The organism is Streptomyces sp. NPDC060035 (genome assembly GCF_042736635.1).
Classification (GTDB): domain Bacteria; phylum Actinomycetota; class Actinomycetes; order Streptomycetales; family Streptomycetaceae; genus Streptomyces.
In genome coordinates this window covers 1-24,221 of the sequence record NZ_JBHWVO010000008.1, presented here as the reverse complement: position 1 = coordinate 24,221, position 24,221 = coordinate 1, and the positions used below count along the sequence as shown (strand labels likewise).

Sequence of the window (24,221 nt, the reverse complement as noted above, 5' to 3'; positions counted from 1 at the left end):
ATGCCGTCGTAGGTGTCGATGCCGCCGAAGTGCGACCTCTGCAAGGTCGTCCCAGAATCCCGCCCCTGTGCCCCGTGCAGCCATCTCCACTCCGATTCCCCCGGCGCCGGAGCAGGTTGGCCCTAGGCTCGGAACGTGATCCCTCTTCTGCCTGCGCTGTACGAGACGCCCGGCCCCACGGCTTCCCGGGAAGCCGTCCGGTTCGGCGAACACGTCCTGACCTACGCACAGCTGGCCGGCGCATCCGCCGCTCTCGCGCGCCGGATCGCGGGGGCGACGCGGGTCGCCGTCTGGGCCACGTCCACCCCGGAGACGGTGGTCGCGGTGGTGGCGGCGCTGCGGGCGGGGGTGCCCGCCGTACCGCTCAACCCGAAGACGGGCGAGCGGGAGCTGGCGCACATCGTCGCCGACAGTGCGCCCTCGGTGGTGCTGGCCGGGGCGGACGATGCCCTTCCGCCCGCCCTGGGCGGCCTGGAGCGGCTGGACGTCGATACGGCCGCGGCGGCCACGGACGCACCTCGGCCCGAGCCCTCCCCCGAGTCGCCCGCCCTGATCGTCTACACCTCCGGCACCACGGGCCCGCCCAAGGGCGCCGTCCTGCCCCGCAGGGCGATCGCCGCGTCGCTGGACGCACTGGAGGACGCCTGGCAGTGGACCGCTGACGACGTCCTCGTGCACGCCCTGCCGCTGTTCCATGTGCACGGACTGATCCTGGGTGTCCTCGGCCCGCTGCGCCGGGGCGGTTCGGTACGCCACCTCGGCCGGTTCACCACCGAGGGGGTGGCCCGGGAGCTGCTCTCCGGGGGCACGATGCTGTTCGGCGTCCCCACGATGTACCACCGGCTGGCCGGGGCCCTGGGGGATCCCGCCGGCTCCGGGAGCCTCACGAAGGCCCTGGCGGGCGCCCGTCTGCTGGTTTCGGGTTCGGCGGCGCTGCCGGTTAACGACCACGAGCGGATCGCGGCGGCCACCGGCCGCAGGGTCATCGAGCGGTACGGAATGACGGAGACCCTGATGAACACGGGGGTGCGCGCCGACGGTGAGCCGCGCCCCGGAACGGTCGGGCCGCCGTTGTCCGGTGTGGACCTCAGGCTCGTCGAGGAGGACGGCACCGTACTCGAGGACAGCACATCGATCGGCGAGATCCAGGTGCGCGGCCCGAACCTCTTCACCGGCTATCTCAACCGCCCCGAAGCGACGGCCGGCGCCTTCACCGAGGACGGCTGGTTCCGTACGGGCGACATGGCCACGATCGATCCCGACGGCTATGTGCGGATCGTCGGGCGCAAGGCCACCGACCTGATCAAGAGCGGCGGCTACAAGATCGGAGCGGGCGAGATCGAGAACGCCCTGCTGGAGCACCCCGGTGTGCGCGAGGCGGCCGTCACCGGTGAACCGGACGACGATCTCGGCGAGCGGATCGTCGCCTGGGTCGTGCCGGCCGACCCGGAGTCACCGCCCGGCGGGAGAGAGCTGGCCGACCATGTGTCGGACCTGCTCGCTCCGCACAAGCGCCCGCGCGTCGTCCGCTACCTGGACGTCCTGCCCCGCAACGAGCTGGGCAAGATCATGAAGAGGTCGCTCGGTGTCTAGCGCCCACGGCGGAAGCCGTATGTCGGCGCGGGAGGCCATCGCCGCCGTCACCGGAAGCTTCACCGAACACCACCTGCCGATGGACCCGGCGCCTTCGGACGGCCCGCTCGGCTGGACCGGTTACGCGGACTCCAGGGCCCGTGCCACGGACCGGACCGGCGAGGAGGAATCGGTTCTCTACGGGGTGGCCACCGTCGAGGGCCTCTCCTGTGTCCTGGTCTCCTTCGAATTCGGTTTTCTGGGCGGCTCGTTGGGCGCACGCACCGGTGACCGGCTGGAGGCCGCGTACACGCTGGCCGGTGAACAGCGGCTGCCGCTCGTCTCGCTCGTCGCGACCGGTGGCAGCCGGATGCAGGAGGGCATGGTCGCGCTGGTCCAGCTCCAGCGGGTGGCCGGCGCCTCGGCTCTGTTGCGGGCGGCCGGACTGCCGCAGATCGCGGTCCTGCGGGATCCGACGACCGGAGGCGGCTGGGCGACGGTGGGTGCGGGCGCCGATGTGGTGCTGGCGCTGCCCGGCGCGCAGATCGGTTTCGCCGGGTCCCGGGTGCGGCCCGCCGACGCCGACCCGTACGCGTACACCGCCGAGGGCCAGCTGGACGCGGGCCAGATCGACGCGATCGTGCCCCCCGAGGAACTGCCCCGGACCCTGAGCCGCTGGCTGCGGGCACTGGCGGCCTCCGGCCCGGCGCAGGCGGCTCCGGTACCGGCCGCGCTCTCGGCCACGGGGCTGCCGGAGACCGGCTGGGATGCGGTGGAGCAGGCCCGCTCGGCGGCGCGGCCACGGGCCGAGGCGTATCTGGACGCGTACTTCGACCACCGGCTGCCGCTGAACGGCGACCGCTGCGGCGGTACGGATCCGGGGCTGCTCAGCGGTGTGGGGCAGCGCGGCGGGCAACCCGTGGCGTACGTCGCCCAGTGCGGCACCGCGACCCGTCCGGCCGGCTACCGCACGGCTGCGCGGGTGATCCGGCTCGCGGACCGCCTCGGCCTTCCCGTACTGACCCTGATCGACACCCCCGGCGCGGCCAACGACGCGGAGGCGGAACGGACGGGTGCGGGCGCGGCCATCGCCGACACGTTCGCGGCGATCGCCTCCGCCCGGGTCCCGGTGACGACCCTCGTGATCGGCGAGGGCGGCTCGGGCGGTGCGCTCGCCCTGGCCGCGCCGGACAACACCCATGTCACCGCGGACAGCTACTTCTCGGTGATCGCCCCGGAGTTGGCGGCGGCGATCCTGAAGCGCGGCCCTGAACAGGTACGTTCCACCGCCGACCAGCTCCGGCTGCGCCCGCAGGACCTGGTGGAGCTGGGCATGGCCCGCTCGATCGTGGGCTCCGGCCCCACAGAGCAGTAGAGCCGAGGGGGCTTTCGTTTGCGTGATCCGAACGAAGGCCCCTAAGGCTGCGGGTCCCGGGCGTCGTATCTCGCGAACGCGCGCCACCGCAGCCCCAGCACGCAGACCACCAGCACACACGCGATCCCCCCGCCGGTCACCGCAACGGCCGGTGAGCTCAGGTCGGCGACGGAGCCGGCCACGAGGTCGCCGAGTCGTGGCCCGCCCGCCACGACCACGATGAACACGCCCTGCAGCCGTCCCCGCATCTCGTCCGGAACCGCCGTCTGGAGCATGGTGTTGCGGAAGACCATCGAAATGGAGTCCGCGCACCCGGCGAGCGCCAGGAAGACCAGCCCGAGCCAGAGCTGCCGGGTCAGCCCGAACACGGCGATGGCGCTGCCCCAGCAGGCCACCGCGACGAGCACCGCGAGCCCGTGCCGGTGGACCCGCCCCAGCCACCCGGAGAACACACTCCCCAGGAGCGCCCCCAGCGCCGGGGCGGCGACCAGCAAGCCGGTGGTCTTCGCGTCGCCGCCGAACCAGACCACGGCGACCACCGGGAACAGAGCACGCGGATGGGCGAGCACCATGGCGCTCAGGTCGGTGAAGAAGGTCATCCGCAGATTGGGCCGGGTACCGAGGAAGCGGAGCCCGTCCGCGACGGAGGCCCGCTTGGTGCTCGTGTCGCCTTCCGCCCGGTCGGGAAGCATCGAGGGCAGCCGCCACATCGCGTACAGCGAGGCGGTGAAGGTGACGGCGTCGACGGTGTACGCGGCGCGGTAGCCCCACCAGCCGACGATGAGGCCGCCGAGCATCGGCCCGACCAGGCCGCCCGTGGTGGAGGTCATGGCGCTGAGCGCGTTGGCGGCGGGCAGCTGCTCGGCGGGCAGCAGCCGGGCGATCATGGAGCTGCGGGCCGGGGAGTTGAGCGCGAAGCACACGGCCTGGAGGGCGACGACCAAGTACAGCAGCCCTACGTGTTCCACTCCGGCAAGGGTGACGGCGGCCAGTCCTACGGAGAGCACGAACGACCCGGCCGCGCTGAAGAGGCCCAGCTTGCGCCGGTCGACGGTGTCCGCGACGGCTCCGCTGTACAGCCCGAGCAGCACCAGCGGGACGAACGAGCAGAGGCCGATGAGTCCGACGGAGAACGCGGACCCGGTGATGTCGTAGACCTGGAGCGAGACGGCCAGCGCCGTCATGCCCTGCCCGATCCAGGAGACGGTGTTCCCGAACAGGAGCCGCCGGTAGTCGGGCGAGCTCCGCAGGGGGGTCAGGTCGGCGAGTATGCGCGTGCGGGGTACAGGTTGTTCGGCCGTTTCGGTCACAGGGGATGGTAGCGACCGAAACGGCCCGCCGGATCACGGGGGAAGCCCCAGGCCCGGCGGGGGGGACCTGGGGCTTGCACAGAGACTCCGCAGGACGGGCTGTCAGTCCAGTGCGTCCCAGTCCACGACCCCGTCCGTCGTCGATTTGGCTGAGGCCAGCAGGCCGAGCCTGTTGGCCTTGATCTTCGGGTCCTTGTCCATCACGAGCACCTCGTCGAAGAACCTGTTCACCGAGGCGACGAGAACAGGCGAATGAGCCGCCACCTGGGCGGGCCCGCGCTCGTCACCGAGCAGCTCACGGAACTTGGCCACGGAGGCCGCGAGCTCTTCCTCGGCCGCTTCGGTGAAGAGTGCGACATCGAAACCGGCGGTGACGTCTGCGGGGACGATGCGCCGCACCCGCTGAACCGCGGCCAGCAGGGCAGCGAAGTGAGGCTGTTCCTGAAGCACCAGCAGTTCCCCGAGCGTCTGCTCGGCGAGCTGCGGCGTGCCACTCAGCACAAGCACCGCGCGAACGGCGGACACCGGGTGCCCTGCCTCCAGCAGTTGCTGCTCGAAGCGGCGCACGACGAACTGCAACGCCTTGTCGAGCGCCGCCGCTTCAACAGGCACCCGCTGGTGGGAGGCCGCGAGCGCGAGACCCGTCTCCAGGGTGATCCCGGACACCGCCCGGGAGGTCCGGAGAATGTTGAGCAGCCCGACTGCCGAGCGGCGCAGACCGAACGGATCGGAGCTGCCCGTCGGCTCGGCGCCGATCGCGAACAGCCCGGCGAGCAGGTCGAACCGGTCCGCGAGGGCCAGCAGCACCCCGGCTGTGGACGTCGGCAGTTCGTCACCCGCTGCCCGAGGAAGCTCCGTCTCGAAGATCGCCCTGGCTACTTCGGGGGTCTCGCCTCCCCGTGCCGCGTACTCCTTGGCCATGATTCCGGCCAGGCTCGACAGCTCCGTCACCATCTGGGAGCCGAGATCGAACTTCACGAGGGACGCCGCCCGGTCGATGGATATGAGTGAGCCGGTGAGGGCAACTCCTGACCTAAGGGCTGTCCCGTAATCCCTGGTGGATCAGCGCACGGCGTCGGATGCGGTGCATCGCAAGGCGGAGGGACGTCCGCATACTGGATGTATTCGGGCGTTCCGACAACGCGGCGAGGTGCCGTAGCTGTCGTCGTGCGCCCGCCAGGGATTACGGGACAGCCCTTAGGGTGCCGAGACGGGACCTGAAGTCACCGGCAAAACGGTTGATCGTGCCATCGACGCACTTTTCGGTACGGTTGAGAAGGCAGGTGCGATTGCCGAAAGGCCGAGGCCGCTCTGCTGGGATTCGGTGACTTCCCATGGATCCCCACCCGCCCTTTGGCCGGACTAGGCACACACCGCCTTTTTGAGCCCACGCAGAGCCCCGGTGCAGTGCACTTGATCGCGCTTGCTCGCATGTGCTCTGCCCACGGCCAAGGCCCACCGGAAGGTGACCGAGCCCGGATCGAGTGCACACGAGCGCACCGACCAAGGGAGGCAGCATGAGAGCACTGACCTGGCACGGCAAGCGTGATGTACGGGTCGATACCGTGCCGGACCCCAGAATTCAGGACCCGACGGACGTGATCATCAAGGTGACCACGACGGGACTGTGCGGATCGGACCTGCACCTGTACGAAATGTTCGGGCCGTTCCTCGATGTCGGGGACATTCTGGGCCACGAACCGATGGGTATCGTGGAAGAAATCGGCGCAGAGGTGACTGCTGCGCGGCCGGGCGACCGAGTCGTTGTCCCCTTCAACGTGTCGTGCGGTACGTGTTTCACCTGCGGGCAGGGCTTGCACTCCCAGTGTGAGACCACCCAGGTCCGCGAACACGGCAATGGCGCAGCACTTTTCGGCTACACCAAACTCTATGGTCAGGTTCCCGGCGGTCAGGCCGAGTACCTGCGTGTGCCTTTCGGGAACACCCTCCCCATTGCGGTGCCGCCCGGGCCTGCAGACGACCGGTTCGTCTACCTCTCGGATGTCCTGCCGACCGCATGGCAGGCAGTCGCATACGCGGCCGTTCCTACAGGGGGCACCGTGGCCGTGCTGGGGCTCGGACCGATCGGAGACATGTGCACCCGCATTGCCGCTCACCGCGGCGCGGAAAAAGTCATCGGCATCGATCTGGTGCCGGAGCGACTGCGGCGGGCTCAGGCTCACGGGGTCCACACCCTCGACCTCGACGAACACGGCAAACAGATCGGTGATGCCGTCCGTGACCTCACCGACGGCCGTGGCCCCGACTCGGTCATCGACGCCGTCGGCATGGAAGCCCACGGCGCACCGGTGGCCAAGGGAATGCAGCACATGGCCACGCTGCTACCGGACGCACTGGCCGCCAAACTGATGCTACGGGCCGGCGTGGACCGGCTCTCCGCTCTGTATCTGGCCATCGACCTGGTCCGCCGCGGCGGCACGATCTCACTGTCCGGCGTCTACGGCGGGATGACCGATCCCCTGCCGCTGCTGACCATGTTCGACAAGCAGGTACAGCTTCGCATGGGCCAGGCCAACGTATGGCGCTGGGTCGACGATCTTCTGCCACTCCTGACCGACGCGGACCCGTTGGGCGTGGACAACTTCGCCACTCATCGTATGCCTCTGGACAGGGCACCAGAGGCATACGAGATGTTCCAGAAGAAGCAGGACGGCAGCGTCAAGGTCCTGTTCAGACCCTGAATCGTCAGGGTGTCCGAACGGAGGGCAGATGAACCATGGCTGAAGCCGACGGTCCGCAGAACCCCACACGCCGATATCCGCAGCCTGACTTTCCGCAGCAGGAGCAGGAGCATCCCGGATGGACGGGGCCCATGGATCCCCCGCCGGACCACGGTGAGGACTCCTACCAAGGCAGCGGGCTCCTCCTGGACCGCAAAACCATCGTGACCGGAGGGGACTCCGGCATCGGCCGGGCGATTGCCATCGCCTACGCCCGTGAAGGCGCCGACGTCCTGCTCACCCATCTGGAGCCTGAAGCGAACGAGGCCCAGGAGACCGCCCGCCTGGTCGAGGAAGCAGGCAGGCACGCGGTAACCGTCACGTGCGACATTCGCGACGAGAAGCAGTGTCGCGCACTGATCGAGAGGGCGGTTTCGGAATTCGGCCGGATCGACATCCTCATCAACAACGCTGCGTACCAGATGTCGCAGCCCGACGGCATCGCCGCGATCTCGACCGACCAGTTCGACCGGGTGATGCGCACCAACCTCTACGGAATGTTCTGGCTCTGCAAAATGGCCCTCCCGCACATCCCGGCGGGCGGTTCAATCATCAACACCACCTCGGTCCAGGCATACAAACCGAGTCCTCATCTGCTCGATTACGCCATGACCAAGGGTGCCATCGTGACCTTCACCCAAGGCCTGGCCCAGATGCTTGCGGCAGATGGAATTCGCGTCAACGCCGTGGCGCCGGGTCCAGTGTGGACGCCTCTCATCCCTGCGACGATGCCTGACACCAGGGAGTTCGGGAAGCAGAGCCCACTCGGCCGCCCCGCTCAACCAGCCGAAATGGCGCCCGCTTACGTGTTCCTGGCCTCCGCGAACGCCTCCTTCATCACCGGGGAAATCATGAACGCGACGGGCGGCACCCCACTCCCCTGAACCTTGACTGTCAGGCTTGACGCTGTTTCCGTGCCGGCACGCGAGCCAGTACGTCAATGGCCCCGTATACGCTCAGCGGTCGACTTGGTCATGACTGGGCAGCCGCATTCGCGCCGGGAGGCTTCAGCGCATGTACGCATGAAGTGAATTGCAGCTGTGTCGCGCAAGCTCAGAGGCCCGGGGGCTCGGCGGTGGCGCGGAAGAGGCGGAAGCGCACTACGTAACGGACCCCGCGCGGCTGCTGCATGCGGTGCCTATGGTTGAAGGAGGAGGCCGCCAGGGGCACCGACGGAGTGGACGGCCTTGAGCAGCGCTCGTTCGACCGAGGAGGAAACGTGACGGGCTCAGCACATCCGCTGCACGGCCGGGTCGCTGTGGTCACAGGGGCCGCTCGGGGGCTGGGAGCGGCAACGGCACGGGAACTGGACAGGCGCGGCGCCACGGTGGCATTGCTCGGCTTGGAGGGGCCGGTACTGGCCGACGTGAGAGACACGCTCTCAGGTCGAGCCCGGTCCTGGGAGGTCGATGTCACCGACGACGCCCGGATGAAAGAGGTGGCCACGGAGATCCGGGGACGCCTCGGGCCTGTTTCTGTCGTGGTGGCAAATGCAGGGGTGGCCGAAGGCGGTCCCTTTGCGGAGTCCGACCCGGTGCTCTGGCGTCGTGTGATCGAGGTGAACCTCATCGGCAGCGCTGTCACGGCACGTTCTTTCCTGCCGGACCTGCGGGAGAACCGCGGGTACTACCTGCAGATCGCCTCACTGGCCTCCTTCGGAGCGGCCCCCATGATGAGCGCCTACTGCGCTTCCAAGAGCGGCGTCGAGTCGTTCGCTCATTCGCTGCGCGCCGAGGTCGCGCACGAGCGCATCGGAGTCGGCATCGCGTATCTGAACTGGATCGACACCGACATGATTCGCGATGCGGACGAGCACGTCGTGCTTCGGGAACTGCGGGCCCATATGCCGAAGCCGGCACGAAAGGTGTACCCGGCAAAGACGGTCGCAGCGCACGTCGCACGTGCCGTGGAGCGCCGCAGCGCCGCCGTCTACGTGCCGGCGTGGCTACGCGCCGTGCAGCTGGTCCGCGCTGCCATGCCCCCGGTCGTCACGTCGTTCGCACAGCGCGAACTGCCCCGGCTCGAGCAAGGGACCACGCTCACGCCTACGGGACTTCTCGGCGCCGGCGGACGGGCCGCCGACGGACGGGCCGTCGGCCACGGCAGCGGGCACACATGACTGATGATGTCCGATCGGCATGGGCCCCGCCCATCCGCGAGACGCTTCGTCGCGCAGCGGTACAACTCGTTCCGTCCGGTCATTGTGGCCACGGCGACAGCACTCCGCCGTCGCGTGCCCGGTTTCGTCGAGCGGATCCGCCATGTGCGCGAATCGCTCAGTCCTCGCCTCGCACGATGTTGGTCTCGCCCCGTCCGTCCATACTCGCCTCGGCTTCGGGGGACGGATGCATCGCTGTTCGGGCCGGCTGATGCGTTTGCACCGCGCCGTCGGGGCGCTTTTGCTCACTCGGCATCTGCGTGCCTGCTCGCGTGTCCATTGGTCACCTCCTGTAAAAATCTAGCTAGAGTTTCGGCTACCCCCCGTGAAAATTGATACACGCGCTTGCCTCAACACGAGTGGCTCTGCTAGAGGCGAATACCGTGAGAGACGGGGGCTTCTCTCGAACTTGAGGCGTACACCGACCCCTGCAGTGCCGGCCGGACTCGATCTTTCGCGACGGCTCGGCTCGAGCCACCCGCCGCACGTGCGACACCCGTTGCTCGACGGAAGCTGCGCCGTGCGCTCGGACCGCTTCTCCCCTACGCACCATGGGCGGGCTGTTCCTGCCGGTCCACGTGGACCGGCGTGAGTCGGGCAGCGTCCGCCGGAGCTGCGCCGGCCTGGTGCCGCAGATCTTCGCGCAGCGGCCGCTGCCGGTTCGCGAGAACGTGACGCCGGGACGGTCGCGCACCTTCGACGACGTGCCCGCGTGGAACGCGATCGATGGAGTGACAATTCTGGTGCGAATCGGAAGAGTTCCGCGCGGCCGAATGTCGATCGGCTCACCACCCCATCCTGTGGGTCGCCAGTGAACAGACCGACCCCGTCCGGATGAATTCAGACATTCGAGCCGCGTCGCTCCTGGAGTCTCCACGAGATGTGCACAACCACTGTTCAAGGATCCGGACTCCGCCTCATGTGAACATCTTGGCGAGTTGCTAGCTTGGCCTGGAGCCGAGGCGTCCACCGGGCGCGGCGGGACGGGACAGGTACGCGGGGGAAGGGTTGTCCATGGCATGGGACGAGTGGGAGCAGCTGAAGGCGGACGCCGCCGATCGGCAGTCGACCGGGATGCGGTTGAACCAGCTCGAACCCGGGGGCGGCGGCTCCGCGGCTCTGCCCGGGCAGACGGGCGATCTCAAGGTGAACCACAGCGATCTGGCGAAAATCGGCAGCCAGGCGCACACCCTCTACGACGACCTCTGGAACAAGGCCCGGGTGGCCATTCCCAGCAGCGACAAGGCCGCCGGTGACCTGAGCGGTCAGGGCTTCGCGCTGGGCGGCGGGCTCAAGCACGTGTCGAACCGGTGGGACGAACAGCTGAAGTCGCTCATGGACGCGTGCGCCCATATCTCCAACCACATGCAGGTCACCAAGAAGGTGCACGCCGGTGACGAGCACTACATCCAGCGGCAGGTGAGCAGCATCGACGCCCTGGATGCCGGATTCGACGAGCGGGTCGGCGAGCCGGGCAAGAAGAACCCGGCGTACGAGCCGAAGAAGTAGCGGCGCGACCACAGACGTACAGGAGAAACGACAACTCATGGATCTCGACGCGCTGCGCTTCGCCAACTTCACGACACTCGACGAAGCTGTCTCCGACTGGGACCTGCTCGTACGACACCTCGTGGATCTGAAGAAGCAGGCCGAGGACGGGCTGCACAAGGCCGCCAACACGGCCGACTGGGCGGGCATGAACGCTCAGGTCACCAAGAAGTTCGTCGGCAAGACTGCCGGCGAGTTCACCGATGCCCACACGCAGGCCAACACCATTCACAAGATCCTCGGCGACACCCGGGACGAGCTGCGGCAGTACAAGAAGGATCTCGAGGCCGCCATCAGCCGCGGGAACAAGAAGAATCTGACCGTCACCAGCAACGGCGACGGCGGTTTCACCGTCACCATGAACATCCACCCGGACCGGGCAGCGAAGGGCACGTCCGTTCCGGAGCACAGCGAGAGCGATGTCACCGCGCTGCGCGACGAGGTGCAGGGAATCCTCAAGAAGGCCTCGGAGAGCGACGATTCGGCGAACAAGGTGCTGACCGCGATAGCCGATCAGGCCAGGATGGGCTTCTCGGACGCCAACTACAAGGATCGCGACTCCGCGGCAGAGGCCGTCCAGGCGGCGGAGGACCTCGCCAAGATCGCGGCGAAGAACCCCAAGGACCTCACACCCGCCGACTTCGACAAGATCAACGACGGTCTGACCAAGTACAAGGACGACCCGCTGTTCGCCGAGCGGTTCGCCACGCAGCTCGGGCCCAAGAAGACCCTCGAGTTCTGGCAGGGCATCAACGACCCGGCCGTGAACCCGAACGTGGGCCGCGAACGGCTCGACAAGCTCGACGACCTCCAGCGCAATCTCGGTCTGACGCTCGCCACTGCCACGCAGAGCGACTCCGCCGACATGACGAGTTGGAAGGGCAACATGATCAAGCTCGGCGACCAGCCCATCGGCCGGGACGGCGGCGGCCCCATGGGCTTCCAGGTCATGAGCAACCTGATGCGGACCGGCGACTACGACGACCAGTTCCTCAAGAGCTACGGCACCAAGCTCATGGAGACCGAACGCAGGCTCACCGGCGACGGCGAGCACGCCAACATGGCGTGGCAGCACATGGGCATGGACCCGTGGCTCAACCGGATCGGTGACGACAGCGGCGACGACCCGCTGACCGGTTACCTCAAGGGTCTGTCCAACAGCCCGGACGCGGCGACCGACTTCTTCAACGAGGAGTACGTCTCCAAGGACGACTCCCCCTTCGAGCGCGACACGGACGGCAACGGCAAGAACGGGAAGGTCCCGCTCTCCAACTTCCAGTACCTGTTCGAGGAGCGGGACTGGCCGCAGGAGAGCAATCTCAAGGGCGACGACGACAACACCGGCCGCAACAACCTCGCCCTCGCCCTGGAGGCCGCCACGACAGGGCACCCGGCGGGCGAGTTGCCGACCGCGGACACTCCGGCCCACAACGACGAGCAGACCAAGCTCTTCGAGTCCATCGTGTCCTCCGTCTCGGACGACAACGAACGACTCACGGATCACAGTTACATGTCCGACAGCATCGGACAGATCACCTCGGAGTACCTGCCGGACATCAACCGGGCCATGACCGACGACGAGGACCAGGACACGAACAACCTGTTCCCCGTCGCCGGCAGCTCCGCCACGCTCAACCACCGTGATGTGAACGCCCTGTTGGTGACCGTCGGACAGAATCCCGAGGGGTACGCGGCCGTGGAGGTGGCCAACAAGGCGTACATGGCCAACCTCATGGACTACCACATGAATCCGGACCTGCCGGCCGACGAGCGCTACTCGAAGGACACGCAGTTCACCATCGAGCAGATCGCCCACGGTTCGGGCGAGGTGTCCGGCACGCTGGCCATCGGCCGCCAGGAGGCGGTCGCCGGCCCCGCCGAGGAAGCCGACAAGAAGTTCGACCAGTCCGTGGGGCAGTGGAAGAACGCCGTCTCCGGAGGCATCGGCACGGGTATCGGCGTCGGTACGTCGTTCATCGCCAGCCCGGTCGGCGGCGCGGTGGCCGGCGGCGTGGCGGGGACGGCGAGCAGCATGGTCCTCGAAGCCCTCTTCAAGGACGCCGAGGGGCACGCCAAGGACGACGCGGGCGCCGTCATGGGCGAGAAGTGGGAGAGCGGCCTCGACCAGAACGCGGGGTACACCGAGAAGGCCGTGGAGAACGCGGCGAAGGCGCACCACCGTGACGACCTGATGGACGCCAGCATCGACGAGAAGGCGCGCGCGGCCGCCCAGGAGGGGTTCCGGGCCGCGGGTACGAACACCGACTTCATGTCCCCGCACTTGAAGACGGACATCTGATCGAATGTCCGGGGACGGCGCCCGCCGCGCCGTCCCCGTCCGAACCTCGAAAGGCTTCTTGCGTTGTCTGTCCGTGGATCTCTCCGGCGTCACCGGTTCATCGGCGCGGCCGTCTCCCTGTCGGCCACCGTCGTCCTCGCCTCCAGCCTGTCGGCGTGCTCCGGCGACGGCGACGACTCGGCCGAGAAGAAGTACACCGTGCCCGCGTCGCTGTGCGGGGTCGCCGTCGACCCCGCGCTGGTGAAAGCCGCGCTGCCCGGCGGGGATTCCGTCTCGTCGGCACTCTCGAAGCCGAACGGCGGGACGACTCGCTGCGACGTGTCCGTGGACGGCAAGGCGGCCCTGCGCCTCGCCCAGGCATGGTGGAGTGCGGGGCAGACCGCGACGACGGTCGCGCAGGGATACGCCGACACGGACGACGGGACGGTGTCGGACGACGGCCGCTTCGTCTACGCCGGGAAAGCCGGCGTCGGCAGGACTGCTTCCTGCACGTCGGCGGAGCACCCGGAGCAGAACCTCTACGCGGTGGTCCAGGTCCTGGGCTCCGGCATCGACGACCAGGCGGCCATGAAGAGTCTGATCACCGACTACACCAAGGCGGTCGAGCAGTCGGCGGCCTGTCGGTGACCTCGCCGTCGGTGGGGGGTCAGCTCCTCGCCGGTGGGTGCAGCATCCGCTGCCCCGAAGCGCTGTGACGCGACGCCGCCCGGAACGGGCTGGACTCCACCCGGCCGAGCTTCCTCGCTTCCTTCCGCACAGGCGGCAGATTCCCTGACCCCTGGCGCATCGCGAGCAACTGCCACGGCGCCTGGCGGCTCCCTGCCGGCTCCAGGGCGCCGGCCCTTCGGCAACATGCCTGCGGCTGCCCGCACCGCCTCCGCCGGAATCGTCCACCCCTGGGTTGCGATGGGCTTCACAAGTCCCGGCCCATCCCTTCCCGCCGTGCGCGGTACCTTCCGTAACGGAAGGGGTGTCGGGGCCGGAGTCGGCCCCCGCCGCGACCACGCCGGCCCCTCCGGCCCTGCTACGGCCGGGCGGGCCCCCCGGGGGCGGCCGCGGCGAGCACCACTGGCTGCTCTCGAAGCCGAAGCCGGAGTCAGGGGCGGTCAGCCCGTCAGGGACCTCCACATCGTCAGCGGACGGTCCTCGACCGTGACCTGGTCCTCGTGGCCATGGCCGTCGCGGATCACGATGATCCGGTACGTGTTCTGGTGGAACACCCAGAACAGACTCATGCCGTTGATCCGCTGCATGTCCGGTACCGCGAGGAATTCGTCGACCCGCGTGAGCCCGTCCAGCGATCGCCACAGGTCGAGGCCGCGGTCGCCGCGTTCGAGGTTGTCCCGGTGCATCCTGCCATCGGCGACCGAGACGAGACGGTAGATCTGACGGTCCATCAAGGTATGGAACACCCAGTACCAGCTCTTGCCGTCGACCCGCTGCATGTCGGGGACGGGCAGGAAGGCGTCCACCCTCTCGATGCCGTTGAACGAGACCCAGGCGGAGAGCGAGCGGTCCGGGAGGTCGATCGCGGCGGTCTGCTCGGGCGGGAGTCCGGACTCGGCGCCGTCGGCGATCGCGATCTTCCGGTAGACCTGCCGGCCTTCGACGGTGTGGAACAGCCAGAACCGGCTGCGGCCGTCGATCCGCTGCTCGTCCGCGACGGGCAGGATCGCGTCGACCTTCTTCACCCCGACGTAGCACGGCCAGGTGGTCAGCGGTCGGTCGGGGCGTTCACGGACGTCCTTGTGCTCGTCCCCGTCGGCGATGGAGACGGTCCGGCAGACGGCGCCGTCGCTGCCTGTCCCGTACGCCCAGTACCAGCTCTTGCCCTTGTCCTGCTGCATGTCGGGGATGGGCAGGAAGGCGTCGGTCGGCCGCACGGCGGCGGGCGGCTTGTCGGTGAGGCGGCCGTCACCGAGCAGCCGCAGCAGGGTCAGCGAGGGTACGAAGGCGTAGACGGACCCCTCGGTGACGACGAACTGACTCAGGCTCAGCTGAGTGGTCTTGCCGGGGGTCTCGTAGCTGAGCTTTCCGGCGGCGCCGACCATTCCGTCGGGGCCGGGCTTGTCAGGCCGGTTGGGCGGAAATTCCGGGCTGTCGATCCACGCCTTCTGGATGAACTCGAACTGCCGCACAAGGTCCGACTGGTAGCAGACGAAGAGCAGGCCGCGCTTCTCGTCGGGCCCGCCGGGTCCCTCCGCGGCGGGGTCGAAGGGTGCACCGTACGGGGCGCCGCGGCGGATGATCCGGCGGCGGTCCATCACCGGATTCTCGTCGAACGGCGGATCGCCGGGCTTCTCCTGCAGGCCGTCCCGGGGGTTGGTCTTGCGCAGATGCGAGAAGAGCGGGGTGATGAAGCCCTCGGGGTCGTTTCGGTAGCCGAAGTCGTTGTCGTCGCCGGCCAGCGCGTTGGAGGGCCTGTCGGCGTTGGGGCACGTGGCGACGGGGGTGCCCGAGCGCCACCGGCCGACGAGGCGGGCCGCCAGCCACTCCGAGGTGGCCTCGCCTGGCACCACCTTGGCCTCCTTGAGCACCTTCAGCTGCCCGGCGACCTGGGACCAGAAGCCCGGGACGTCCTGGCCGAGCCGCCGTACCACCTGGAAGGTGCCGTTGTCGGCCCAGTCGGGCGTCTCGTGCGGCACGCCGCCGACGCGGTCGTGGCCGACGACGAACTCGCCGGGCGGGATCAGCCGGGTGCCGTGGTGACCCTTGACGTACTCGGGCTTGAAGGGGTCCGGCTCGTCGAAGCCGATCACGCCGGGCTCGCTGACGCCGTCCTTGAAGCCGAAGTGCTCCTTGCCCCTCCGGCTGCCGGAGAGTGTGGCGGCGTCCTGCTGGAACACGATCACGATCTTGGCCGCGGCGCACGCCTCGCGCTGCTGTCTGACCGTCGCCTGGAGGTCCTGGACGGTATCGGAGGCGACGGTGAGCACAGCGTGGACGACCTGGCCCTTGCCGTTGCCGAAGAGCCACATCTCCGGCGAGCTGTCGCCGGTGTCCCCGAGCGCCCGCTTGTCCGAGCCCTGTTTGAAGGCTTCCAGGCCGCTGCCGGGCTCGACGGAGGGCAGCGGGTCCTTTCCGGTCAGCTCCCGCAGGCCCGCGCAGGTGAACCCGACGTTGATCCAGGTGGCCTTGAGCGCCTTCGGGTCGTCGCCGACCGACGCCTTCCTGGCCTGGCTGAAGGCGGCGTTGAAGGTCGCCACCTGCCTCGTCGTGGAGATCTGCGGTTCCAGGGCCTTGACCCAGGTGCGCGCCCTTGCCGGGTCCTCGAACTTGAGGAACAGCAGGGTCATCTGATCCTTCTTGAAGCCGGCGATCACATCACCCTGGATGTCGTCGCTCTCACGCAGCTTGAGATCGTCCACCATGTTCTCTCCAGAAGATCGACACCTCCACGCCAATGTTGCGCAGAGTAGTCAATAAAATATGCAGCGTTCGCATACCCTTTCACTGGCCGACTGGCCGACGAGTCCGACCATCACTCGATCATCGTCCACAACTTTGCTGGTCGGCGGCATACGGGGCACGTCGAGGGGCCCTTCGGGGGCGGATCACCCGCGTGCATGTCTCAGGGCGACAGCCACATGACACGCGGGAACACTGAATCTCGTCACCGTGTGTGAACGCGTGGCAGTCCCGGCGCAGCCCGTCCCCCAACGCATCCCCAGTCGGCGCCGCTGCGCCCTCCTCTCTGCTGCAAGGAGTCCCATGACCCGCAGTAATCCACCCCTGCCCGCCCGCCGGAGGCTCGCCACGGCGATCTCGCTCTGCGCCGCCACCGCGATGGCCGCGTCCGTGGTTCTGGCGTCGGCAGGCCCCGTACTCGCCCACACCGGTGACGGAGACCAGGACGGTGCGTTTCCGTACGCCCCCGCCTCCCGGGCGGCGGCCGCACCGGTCATCGCCGACCCGGCAGAGGCGGCGACGCTCGGCAAGGAGCACGCCGAGGAGCACGCCCGTACCCGGAAAGCACTGGCCGCCGTCGGCGAGTACCCGCAGACCACCCGTACGGAGCGGCTCAAGTCGCTGACCACCTCCCAGGAGAAGATCAACGCAGCCTTCGACGCCGCCGAGTTCGGCCGATTCCGGGAGTACTTCCAGTCCCCCGACTTCGCGGCCCATATCGCACTGCTGCCCACCGGCAAGGTCCTGCTGTTCTCCTTCGAGCGGATCGAGACCAACCCGCAGAAGGAACCCGCCCCCACCGACACCATCGGCAAGGAGAACGCCGGCCGCGCCTGGATCTGGGACCCCGCCAAGGGGACAGACTCCAGCGCGTTCTCCGAGAAGAAGCCGCCGGTCATCAACATGCCCGACGGCAAGAACGAGCCCCGCCCGGCACCGTTCTTCTGCGCCGGCCACTCCTACCTGCCCAACGGCATGCTCGGCGTGTTCGGCGGCAACCTCGGCGGCAACGGAGGCTCCGGCGCCAAGCTGTCCCTGGTCTTCGACCCCTGGGCGGAGGAGTGGTACCTGAACAAGGACATGTCCGTCGGCCGGTGGTACCCGAGCGTGGTCACCGGCGCCGACGGACGCCAGGTGATCATGTCCGGTCAGTCGGAGCTCGGCTGGGGCACCCCCACCCCGATCGTCGAGCGCTTCCCCGCCGCGAACCACCCGGTGCCCTTCGACAAGTCGGTCAAGCCGATCGGCTGGGGGGTGGACACGCTCAAGACCGAAGCTCCGTTCAAGTGGGACTATCCGCAATTGTTCTCGCTGCGCGACGGGAAGATCTACGGTCTCGGCCGCTCCACGGACCAGCAATGGCTCTTCGACACCGTCGCCGACACCAAGACCGACCTGCCGAACCGCCCGGACACCAACAAGGACAAGCCCGGCCCGGACGGCGGGGAGTGGAGGCGCAACTACGGCTCCGCGGTCCCCCTGCCGGCCGGCTTCAGAGGCCCCGACTCGGTCCTGGTCCTCGGCGGCGACCGCAACGACCCGAACACCTACCGTCTGGCCGGCGGCAAGTGGAACACCGAGAAGCCCCGCGCCTTCGGCCGTACCCAGGACGACACCCTGCTCCTGCCGAACGGCAACCTGCTCACCGTCAACGGCGCCTTCGACATCCGCGACTACGGCAACGGACCGTACAACCCCAACGCCGACCTGAAGTACCGCCAGATCGAACTGCGCGACGAGAACGGCGACTGGAAGCTCGGCCCCGCCCAGCGGCTGCCACGCGGCTACCACTCCAACGGCGTGGTCCTGCCGGACGGCCGAGTCATGATCACGGGTGACGAGCTCCAGCAGCTCGCCAACGACCCCGACGTCACCGACAACAACAACGGCAGCATCGAGATCTACGAACCGGCCTACCTCCACCAGGGCAGCCGCCCCGCGCTCGGTCTGATCTTCAACCCCAGCGTCGGCTACAACGAGAAGATCACGGTGAGCACCAGTACGCCCGGCGACGTCACCCGCGCCGTGCTGCTGGCCCCGACCACCGCGACCCACTCGATCAACACCAGCCAGCGTCACCTCGAACTGCGTATCAAGAGCCGCAGCGGCAACTTCCTGGAGCTTCAGGCCCCGCCGACCGCCGCCGCGGCCCCGCCCGGCCACTACATGCTCTTCCTCCTCAACGAGGAGGGCGCACCGAGCAAGGCCGGCTGGGTCCAGCTCAAGCCCCCGACGGCCGCGGGTGCCACCGCCGCCAAGGTGAAGGCCGGCGACTGACACCTGCAGTCTTCTCCGGGACGAGCCCCCCAACGCCTGGTCACGGGCACGGCTGGGGGCTCGCCGCGTACCGCACAGTACCGGTATCGCGTACGGGCGGATCCGGCCTGCCCGGCGATCTCGGCGAGCTGAAAGTCCGCGAACGAATCAGCCCCGACAACAACTTCCGCGCCCTGGAAACGCCGCGAAGTGGGGCAGGTGGTGGTCGCGGCCGGGATGGACACCCGGACGGCACGTCTTCCCCGGCCCCAGGGCACGATCCTGTACGAGGTCGACCACGCCGAGTTGCTGGCCGTCAAGGCGCGTCTTCTCGGCGACGGCTACGCACCGGGGTGAGAGCGGCGGGAGGTGCCGGTCGACCTGACCGGTCACTGTCCCCGGCACTGGCGGCCGCCGGCCTCGACCCGGCGCGGCCCACACGGTGGGTGGCGGAGGGACCGCATCTCCGCGACCAGCCCGACGCCCAGGATGATCGGCAGGCGGCCGTGCGTGTGATGGACGGCGCGCTCGGTAGGGCGGACACGGCCCTACGCGAAGCGGCCGACTCCCTTCACACCGCGTCGGCGACGGTGTCGCCTCCGTCCGTGCAGCCCCGGGCCGCCCGCGGCCGATCCACGAGGCGGTGCTCACCGCGATCGCCACCTTCACCGTTGCGCTTCCCCTGCTGCTTCACGTCGCGGCGGGGGAGCGCGTCCTCACTCCGCGGGGCAGGGCAAAGACGTGGTTGGAGACCCATAACAGCACCGTCACCGCGCTGGTCCTGGTGGCGATCGGTCTGCTCCTCATCGTCGAGGGTGCTCCAGACTGTGACCGGCGTCTCACATGCCGACAACAGGGCGTGACGGCGGGCGCAGTCGGAGGGTGGCCCGTAGCTTGAAAGAGGGGAAGCCTTTGGGGGCGTGAAGGGAAGTGGCACGGTGGCATCACGGGTTGACCACGCGGCACTGTTCGCCGCTACGCCGAGCCCTTACCTGGTGCTCGGCCCGGACCTGGTGATCGTCGATGTGAACCGGGCTTATCTGGAGGCCACCGGACGCACCCGGGAGGACCTGCTCGGCGAGCACATCTTCACCGCGTTCCCGAACAACCCCGCCGACCCGGAGGCCGACGGGGTCCACAACCTCAAGACTTCCCTGCACCGGGTCCTGTCCAGCCGCAGACCCGACACCATGGCTCTGCAGAAGTACGACATCCCCGTCATGGGCCGGCCAGGGGCGTTCGAGGAGCGCTGGTGGTCCCCGGTGAACACCCCGGTCACGGGTCCGGACGGGCAGGTGTCCTACATCATCCACCGGGTCGAGGACGTCACCGCCTTCGTCAAAGCCCATCAGGCCGCCCACCCCGCCAGCGTCCAGGTGGGCCAGCGCCTGGAGAAGGCCCAGGCACTGGAGGCCGAGCTGTACGCACGGGCGCGGGAGCTACAGCGGCTGAACGAGGAACTGCGGCACGCGCACACCCGCGAACGCGAGGTCGCCGTCACCCTGCAGGAAGCCATGCTGCACGCCCCCGACCTGGCCCATCACGGCAATGTCGCGGTGCGCTACCTGCCCGCCACCGGCTCCCTCAACGTGTGCGGCGACTGGTACGACGTCGTCGACATCCCGCCCGACCAGCTCGCCGTCGCGGTCGGCGACGTCATCGGCCACGGCCTCGAGGCCGCAGCCGTCATGGGCATGCTCCGCAGCGCCCTGTCCGCCTCCATCCGCGCCCTGGAGCGCCCAGCCCAGGCCCTGGAGGTCCTCGGCCTGTACGCCCGGTCCGTCGAGGCGGCTCTGGGCACCACCACGTTTCAAGCGATCGTCGACACCCGCAGCCGTCTGATCAGCTACAGCAACGCGGGGCACCCCCCACCGGTGCTCGTCCACCGCGACGGCAGCTGCGAACTGCTGGACCAGGCCACCGACCCACCGCTCGGCGCCCGCCCGCAGCATGTCGCCCGCCCGCAGGCGACCCTGCCCTACAAGCCCGAAGACACCCTGGTGCTGTACACCGACGGACTGATCGAGCGCCGAGGCGAGGACATCGACGCCGGCCTGGGCCGTCTGACCGACGTGCTCAGCGAGTTCCGCCGACTCGGCACCGAACAGCTCGCCGACACCGTCCTGGCACACCTCGACGTCTCCAGCGGCGGACGCGACGACATCGCCCTGATCGTCGTCCGGCTCTGACCTGGCCCTCCCGATGACGCGCACCTGGTTACTGTCGGTTGCATCCTGCGACGGCAGCAGCGCTGCTCGGGCCGCGGGAAGCGAACAGCTGCGCATCGGCCAGGCGTCATCGGGCGGCGTCAGTGTGTCAGTCATGGCCGAAGGAGGCTACGGCCCGCTACCTGGGAACGTGCAGCCAGGGCACCGTTAACGCCCGTCAGCAACTCTGCGATCGGCATACCCAGACGACGAGCGATGGCGCCCTCGGCCTGCGTTCTCAGTGCACCATGTGGCGCGGAATCTGCAAGGCGCGGTGGGAATCCCGGAGACGGGCGGTAGGACCGCGTGGCGATCCGTGACGTCAGCGCTTGGACCATGGGCGACTTTCAGCTACTCCGACCTCTGAATTTACCGCTGCGCGCTGAGGAACCTCTCGGCACGCGGTGAGGGTCCGAACGGCACCTGCCGGTCGGACCCTCACTGTTGCTTTGGTGGCGGCTCGCGCCTGCCCGTCGGTCAGACGGCAGCAGCGACGCCGAGCATCGCGGAAGCCTTTTGGAACGGGCTGAGGACACGCCTGGGCGCCACGGTGCGGAGAGCACCGGGGCAGGTGAAGCCGAGTCGGCTCATGGCCCGGAGAACTTCACCGGCGCTGAAATCGCGGCGGTCCTGGCGTGTGATGACCTGCCCGACCTGCTTGATCGGGTAGGTGCGGCGGCCGATGATCACGGACTCGCCGATGACCTGTTCGGGCTTGACGCCCTTCATGGATTCCAGGACGCCGCTCTTGGTGAGGTCGAACGGGAAGCGGGCGATGACACAGCGCATGAAGCCTCACAGGGAGAAGAAGGGGATGGTTCTGCCGCGGTGAGGCGGCTCAGTGAGCAAGGGCGAGGACGCCCAGAGCCCTGCCCTGTTCGTCGACGACCGGCAGGGCACCGAGCCGGCGGTGGCGCATTGCAAGCTTGGCTTCAGCCATCGTGGTCACGGGCGAGGTGAACGGCCTGTGGTTCTCGAGGATGCTGCGCAGCTGGACCCGGTCCGTATACACGGAGCTGCCACGGATGGCGGTGAGCTGGGCCTGGGTGACCAAACCGGTACACAGGCCGTCGTTGTCGCAGACGAGCAGGTGCTCGGTGCGGGCACTGGCCATGACGGACAGGGCCACCTCGATGGTCATGTCGTCGCAGACCTGCGGTCCGGCCGCGTCCATGGTGTCGGCCACCGTCCCGTGCACGGGAGCGGCACTCTCCGGGCGGGGTTGCATCTGAACGAGCGTCAAAATGTGCCTCCTGCAGAGACGGGTCAGCTTCCTGATCATGAACGTTCTAGGCCGCCGCGTCGAAGGAGGACTGCCGCACGGTTACGCGCCGGGCCGCTGATGCGGGGCTGCGTCGGCCGCGGGAAGCCGCGCTGCGGCTGCGCGGACGCCGCTCGGCCACCGGCGCAGAGATCGTCACGGGAATGCCTGAGGGGGCCTGGGCGCCGGTGATCCGGCTGAGTGCCTCTTCGCCGGAGCGGACCTGGGTGGTCTGGGGGATGATGCCGGCGGCTGCCATGAGGCGGGTCATGTCGCGGCGCTGGTTGGGGGTGACCAGGGTGACGACGCTGCCGGACTCGCCGGCGCGCGCGGTGCGGCCGCCGCGGTGGAGGTAGTCCTTGTGGTCGGTCGGCGGGTCGACGTTGACGACGAGGTCGAGGTTGTCGACGTGGATGCCGCGCGCCGCGACGTTCGTCGCGACAAGCACAGTGACGTGCCCGGTCTTGAACTGGGCCAGGGTCCGGGTGCGCTGCGGCTGCGACTTCCCGCCGTGCAGGGCGGCGGCCCGCACCCCGCTGTTCAGCAGGTCCTGCGTCAGCCGGTCGACGGCGTGCTTGGTGTCCAGGAACATGATTACCCGGCCTTCGCGGGCCGCGATCTCGGTCGTCGTCCGGTGCTTGTCGGCGCCGTGGACATGCAGGACGTGGTGTTCCATCGTGGTGACCGCGCCTGCGGACGGGTCGACGGAGTGGACGACCGGGTCAGTGAGGTAGCGGCGGACCAGGAGGTCGACGTTGCGGTCGAGGGTGGCGGAGAACAGCATGCGCTGGCCCTCGGGCCGGACCTGGTCCAGGAGTGCGGTGACCTGGGGCATGAAGCCCATGTCGGCCATCTGGTCGGCCTCGTCCAGGACGGTGATCGCGACCTGGTCCAGCCGGCAGTCGCCCCGGTCGATGAGGTCCTTGAGACTGTTCGTGGCGAACCCGTCGGAGGGCAGCCTGCCCGGGGCAGCTATACGCTCCGAGCGTGGCTGGGAAAGGTCAGGTAGGGGCGGGCACGCACCCCCTCAGCCCGTGGTCGTCGGGTTCTCCGATTCGGCGGCATGGCGGTATTCGGCGTTGATGCGCTGAGCTTCTTCGAGCTGGTCTTCGAGAATGACGATGCGGCAGGCGGCCTCGATCGGGGTGCCCTGGTCGACGAGTTCGCGGGCGCGGGCGGCGATGCGCAGCTGGTAGCGGGAGTAGCGGCGGTGGCCGCCGGCGGAGCGCAGCGGGGTGATCAGGCGGGCTTCACCGATGGCGCGGAGGAAGCCCTGGGTGGTGTGGAGCATCTCGGCGGCCCGGCCCATGGTGTAGGCGGGGTAGTCGTCGTCGTCGAGACGGCCGAACGAATCATCTGCTGTCATTTGCACCTCTCTGTGGAACGCGTGGAGGGGCCCGGGTGCCATATGGCACCCGGGCCCCGAAGGAACTGCTACACCATCTGCCGACCCTGATACTGCGTCGGCCCTCTGTTTCCGCAGACCCGACCTGAAGACTGTCGGGGGTACGGGGATCGCGGTTGCTTGACCGGAGACCACCTCACTATCGATGTCCTGCGGTACCCGGGCCCAGTTATTCCGCCCGGGCGATCCTGATGGCGCCTGGTTCCTCCGTTCTTCCCTCTGGGATCAATCACTTACCTACTGCTAGTACTGCTCTCCTGCGTACTGCTCTGTGGCCTGTCTCAGCGCCACTCTTCGACAGCCAGCCCCGTCGCCCGTCCTGCGTCTGCTCTGGCTTAGAACCCCACTGCCGAACCTCCCGATGCGCGCGCCCTGCAGCCGACGCCTTCACCGAGGTACTGCTCTGCTCTCCTGCGTACTGCCCTGTGGCCTGTCACAGCGCCACCCTTCGACAGCCAGCCCCGTCGCCCGCCCTGCGTCTGCTCTGGCTTAGAACCCCACTGCCGAACCTCCCGATGCGCGCGCCCTGCAGCCGACGCCTTCACCGAGGTACTGCTCTGCTCTCCTGCGTACTGCTCTGTGGCCTGTCACAGCGCCACCCTTCGACAGCCAGCCCCGTCGCCCGCCCTGCGTCTGCTCTGGCTTAGAACCCCACTGCCGAACCTCCCGATGCGCGCGCCC

Annotated in this window: 18 protein-coding genes and 1 pseudogene; 12 read left to right on the top strand and 7 right to left on the bottom strand. The window is 68.6% G+C overall.

The window, feature by feature from the left end; all coding sequences use genetic code 11:
* Positions 1-135: 135 nt before the first annotated feature.
* Together ACFWBQ_RS14725 and ACFWBQ_RS14720 are read left to right on the top strand one after the other, a co-directional pair.
* Entirely contained in the window at positions 136-1,593 is a 1,458-nt protein-coding gene (locus ACFWBQ_RS14725) for an acyl-CoA synthetase (protein ID WP_385487820.1), read from the top strand.
* Between the two features lie 19 nt (positions 1,594-1,612).
* On the top strand, positions 1,613-2,947 hold the full coding sequence (locus ACFWBQ_RS14720) for a carboxyl transferase domain-containing protein (RefSeq protein WP_385487818.1): 1,335 nt from the start codon (positions 1,613-1,615) through the stop codon (positions 2,945-2,947).
* Positions 2,948-2,988: 41 nt separating this feature from the next.
* On the opposite strand, the gene ACFWBQ_RS14715 is transcribed toward ACFWBQ_RS14720, so the two are convergent.
* On the bottom strand, positions 2,989-4,257 hold the full coding sequence (locus ACFWBQ_RS14715; RefSeq protein ID WP_385487816.1) for an MFS transporter: 1,269 nt from the start codon (positions 4,255-4,257) through the stop codon (positions 2,989-2,991).
* A 102-nt stretch (positions 4,258-4,359) separates the two neighbouring features.
* On the bottom strand, positions 4,360-5,256 hold the full coding sequence (locus ACFWBQ_RS14710) for a glycine--tRNA ligase subunit beta (RefSeq protein WP_385488546.1): 897 nt from the start codon (positions 5,254-5,256) through the stop codon (positions 4,360-4,362).
* 518 nt (positions 5,257-5,774) lie between these two features.
* Here ACFWBQ_RS14710 and ACFWBQ_RS14705 point away from each other — a divergent pair.
* The 7 genes from ACFWBQ_RS14705 (at position 5,775) to ACFWBQ_RS14675 (ending at position 13,630) form a co-directional block, all read left to right on the top strand.
* Positions 5,775-6,959: a zinc-dependent alcohol dehydrogenase gene (locus ACFWBQ_RS14705; RefSeq protein WP_385487814.1), complete on the top strand. Its 1,185-nt coding sequence runs from the start codon at positions 5,775-5,777 to the stop codon at positions 6,957-6,959.
* A gap of 35 nt (positions 6,960-6,994) precedes the next feature.
* The gene (locus ACFWBQ_RS14700) at positions 6,995-7,882 is read left to right on the top strand and encodes a glucose 1-dehydrogenase (protein ID WP_385487812.1); all 888 of its coding nucleotides are present in this window, start codon (positions 6,995-6,997) and stop codon (positions 7,880-7,882) included.
* 335 nt (positions 7,883-8,217) lie between these two features.
* Positions 8,218-9,117 (top strand): SDR family oxidoreductase, encoded by a 900-nt coding sequence (locus ACFWBQ_RS14695; RefSeq protein WP_385487810.1) that lies wholly within the window; start codon positions 8,218-8,220, stop codon positions 9,115-9,117.
* A 590-nt stretch (positions 9,118-9,707) separates the two neighbouring features.
* Positions 9,708-9,971 (top strand): hypothetical protein, encoded by a 264-nt coding sequence (locus ACFWBQ_RS14690; RefSeq protein WP_385487808.1) that lies wholly within the window; start codon positions 9,708-9,710, stop codon positions 9,969-9,971.
* 199 nt (positions 9,972-10,170) lie between these two features.
* A complete protein-coding gene (locus ACFWBQ_RS14685) occupies positions 10,171-10,665 on the top strand; it encodes a hypothetical protein (protein WP_385487806.1) in 495 nt (164 codons plus the stop codon).
* Between the two features lie 37 nt (positions 10,666-10,702).
* On the top strand, positions 10,703-13,003 hold the full coding sequence (locus tag ACFWBQ_RS14680; protein ID WP_385487804.1) for a hypothetical protein: 2,301 nt from the start codon (positions 10,703-10,705) through the stop codon (positions 13,001-13,003).
* 63 nt (positions 13,004-13,066) lie between these two features.
* Entirely contained in the window at positions 13,067-13,630 is a 564-nt protein-coding gene (locus ACFWBQ_RS14675) for a hypothetical protein (RefSeq protein ID WP_385487802.1), read from the top strand.
* 479 nt (positions 13,631-14,109) lie between these two features.
* On the opposite strand, the gene ACFWBQ_RS14670 is transcribed toward ACFWBQ_RS14675, so the two are convergent.
* On the bottom strand, positions 14,110-16,374 hold the full coding sequence (locus ACFWBQ_RS14670) for a Dyp-type peroxidase (RefSeq protein WP_385487800.1): 2,265 nt from the start codon (positions 16,372-16,374) through the stop codon (positions 14,110-14,112).
* A 340-nt stretch (positions 16,375-16,714) separates the two neighbouring features.
* Here ACFWBQ_RS14670 and ACFWBQ_RS14665 point away from each other — a divergent pair, with 340 nt between their 5' ends.
* The 3 genes from ACFWBQ_RS14665 (at position 16,715) to ACFWBQ_RS14655 (ending at position 20,856) form a co-directional block, all read left to right on the top strand.
* Positions 16,715-18,688, top strand: coding sequence for a galactose oxidase-like domain-containing protein (locus ACFWBQ_RS14665; protein ID WP_385487798.1), 1,974 nt, complete (start codon positions 16,715-16,717; stop codon positions 18,686-18,688).
* Between the two features lie 189 nt (positions 18,689-18,877).
* Positions 18,878-19,024, top strand: a complete 147-nt coding sequence (locus ACFWBQ_RS14660; protein WP_385487796.1) for a class I SAM-dependent methyltransferase — start codon at positions 18,878-18,880, stop codon at positions 19,022-19,024.
* Positions 19,025-19,605: 581 nt separating this feature from the next.
* Positions 19,606-20,856, top strand: coding sequence for a PP2C family protein-serine/threonine phosphatase (locus tag ACFWBQ_RS14655; RefSeq protein WP_385487794.1), 1,251 nt, complete (start codon positions 19,606-19,608; stop codon positions 20,854-20,856).
* A 495-nt stretch (positions 20,857-21,351) separates the two neighbouring features.
* Here the strand turns inward: ACFWBQ_RS14655 and ACFWBQ_RS14650 are convergent, their stop codons facing one another.
* From ACFWBQ_RS14650 to ACFWBQ_RS14635, 4 genes and pseudogenes are all read right to left on the bottom strand, one after another.
* The gene (locus tag ACFWBQ_RS14650; RefSeq protein WP_385487792.1) at positions 21,352-21,663 is read right to left on the bottom strand and encodes an SCO5918 family protein; all 312 of its coding nucleotides are present in this window, start codon (positions 21,661-21,663) and stop codon (positions 21,352-21,354) included.
* A gap of 49 nt (positions 21,664-21,712) precedes the next feature.
* Entirely contained in the window at positions 21,713-22,117 is a 405-nt protein-coding gene (locus ACFWBQ_RS14645) for a CBS domain-containing protein (protein ID WP_385487790.1), read from the bottom strand.
* 46 nt (positions 22,118-22,163) lie between these two features.
* Positions 22,164-23,111: pseudogene (locus ACFWBQ_RS14640) on the bottom strand (DEAD/DEAH box helicase); the annotation flags it as partial.
* Between the two features lie 51 nt (positions 23,112-23,162).
* Positions 23,163-23,501: a MerR family transcriptional regulator gene (locus ACFWBQ_RS14635; protein WP_385487788.1), complete on the bottom strand. Its 339-nt coding sequence runs from the start codon at positions 23,499-23,501 to the stop codon at positions 23,163-23,165.
* Between the last annotated feature and the right edge of the window lie 720 nt (positions 23,502-24,221).

Bases quoted from the DNA above. Each gene is read 5' to 3' on its own strand.
- ACFWBQ_RS14720 (WP_385487818.1), top strand. From the start codon at position 1,613: ATGTCGGCGCGGGAGGCCATCGCCGCCGTCACCGGAAGCTTCACCGAA.
- ACFWBQ_RS14705 (WP_385487814.1), top strand. From the start codon at position 5,775: ATGAGAGCACTGACCTGGCACGGCAAGCGTGATGTACGGGTCGATACC.
- ACFWBQ_RS14700 (WP_385487812.1), top strand. From the start codon at position 6,995: ATGGCTGAAGCCGACGGTCCGCAGAACCCCACACGCCGATATCCGCAG.
- ACFWBQ_RS14690 (WP_385487808.1), top strand. From the start codon at position 9,708: ATGGGCGGGCTGTTCCTGCCGGTCCACGTGGACCGGCGTGAGTCGGGC.
- ACFWBQ_RS14685 (WP_385487806.1), top strand. From the start codon at position 10,171: ATGGCATGGGACGAGTGGGAGCAGCTGAAGGCGGACGCCGCCGATCGG.
- ACFWBQ_RS14680 (WP_385487804.1), top strand. From the start codon at position 10,703: ATGGATCTCGACGCGCTGCGCTTCGCCAACTTCACGACACTCGACGAA.
- ACFWBQ_RS14670 (WP_385487800.1), bottom strand. From the start codon at position 16,374: ATGGTGGACGATCTCAAGCTGCGTGAGAGCGACGACATCCAGGGTGAT.
- ACFWBQ_RS14665 (WP_385487798.1), top strand. From the start codon at position 16,715: ATGACCCGCAGTAATCCACCCCTGCCCGCCCGCCGGAGGCTCGCCACG.
- ACFWBQ_RS14650 (WP_385487792.1), bottom strand. From the start codon at position 21,663: ATGCGCTGTGTCATCGCCCGCTTCCCGTTCGACCTCACCAAGAGCGGC.
- ACFWBQ_RS14635 (WP_385487788.1), bottom strand. From the start codon at position 23,501: ATGACAGCAGATGATTCGTTCGGCCGTCTCGACGACGACGACTACCCC.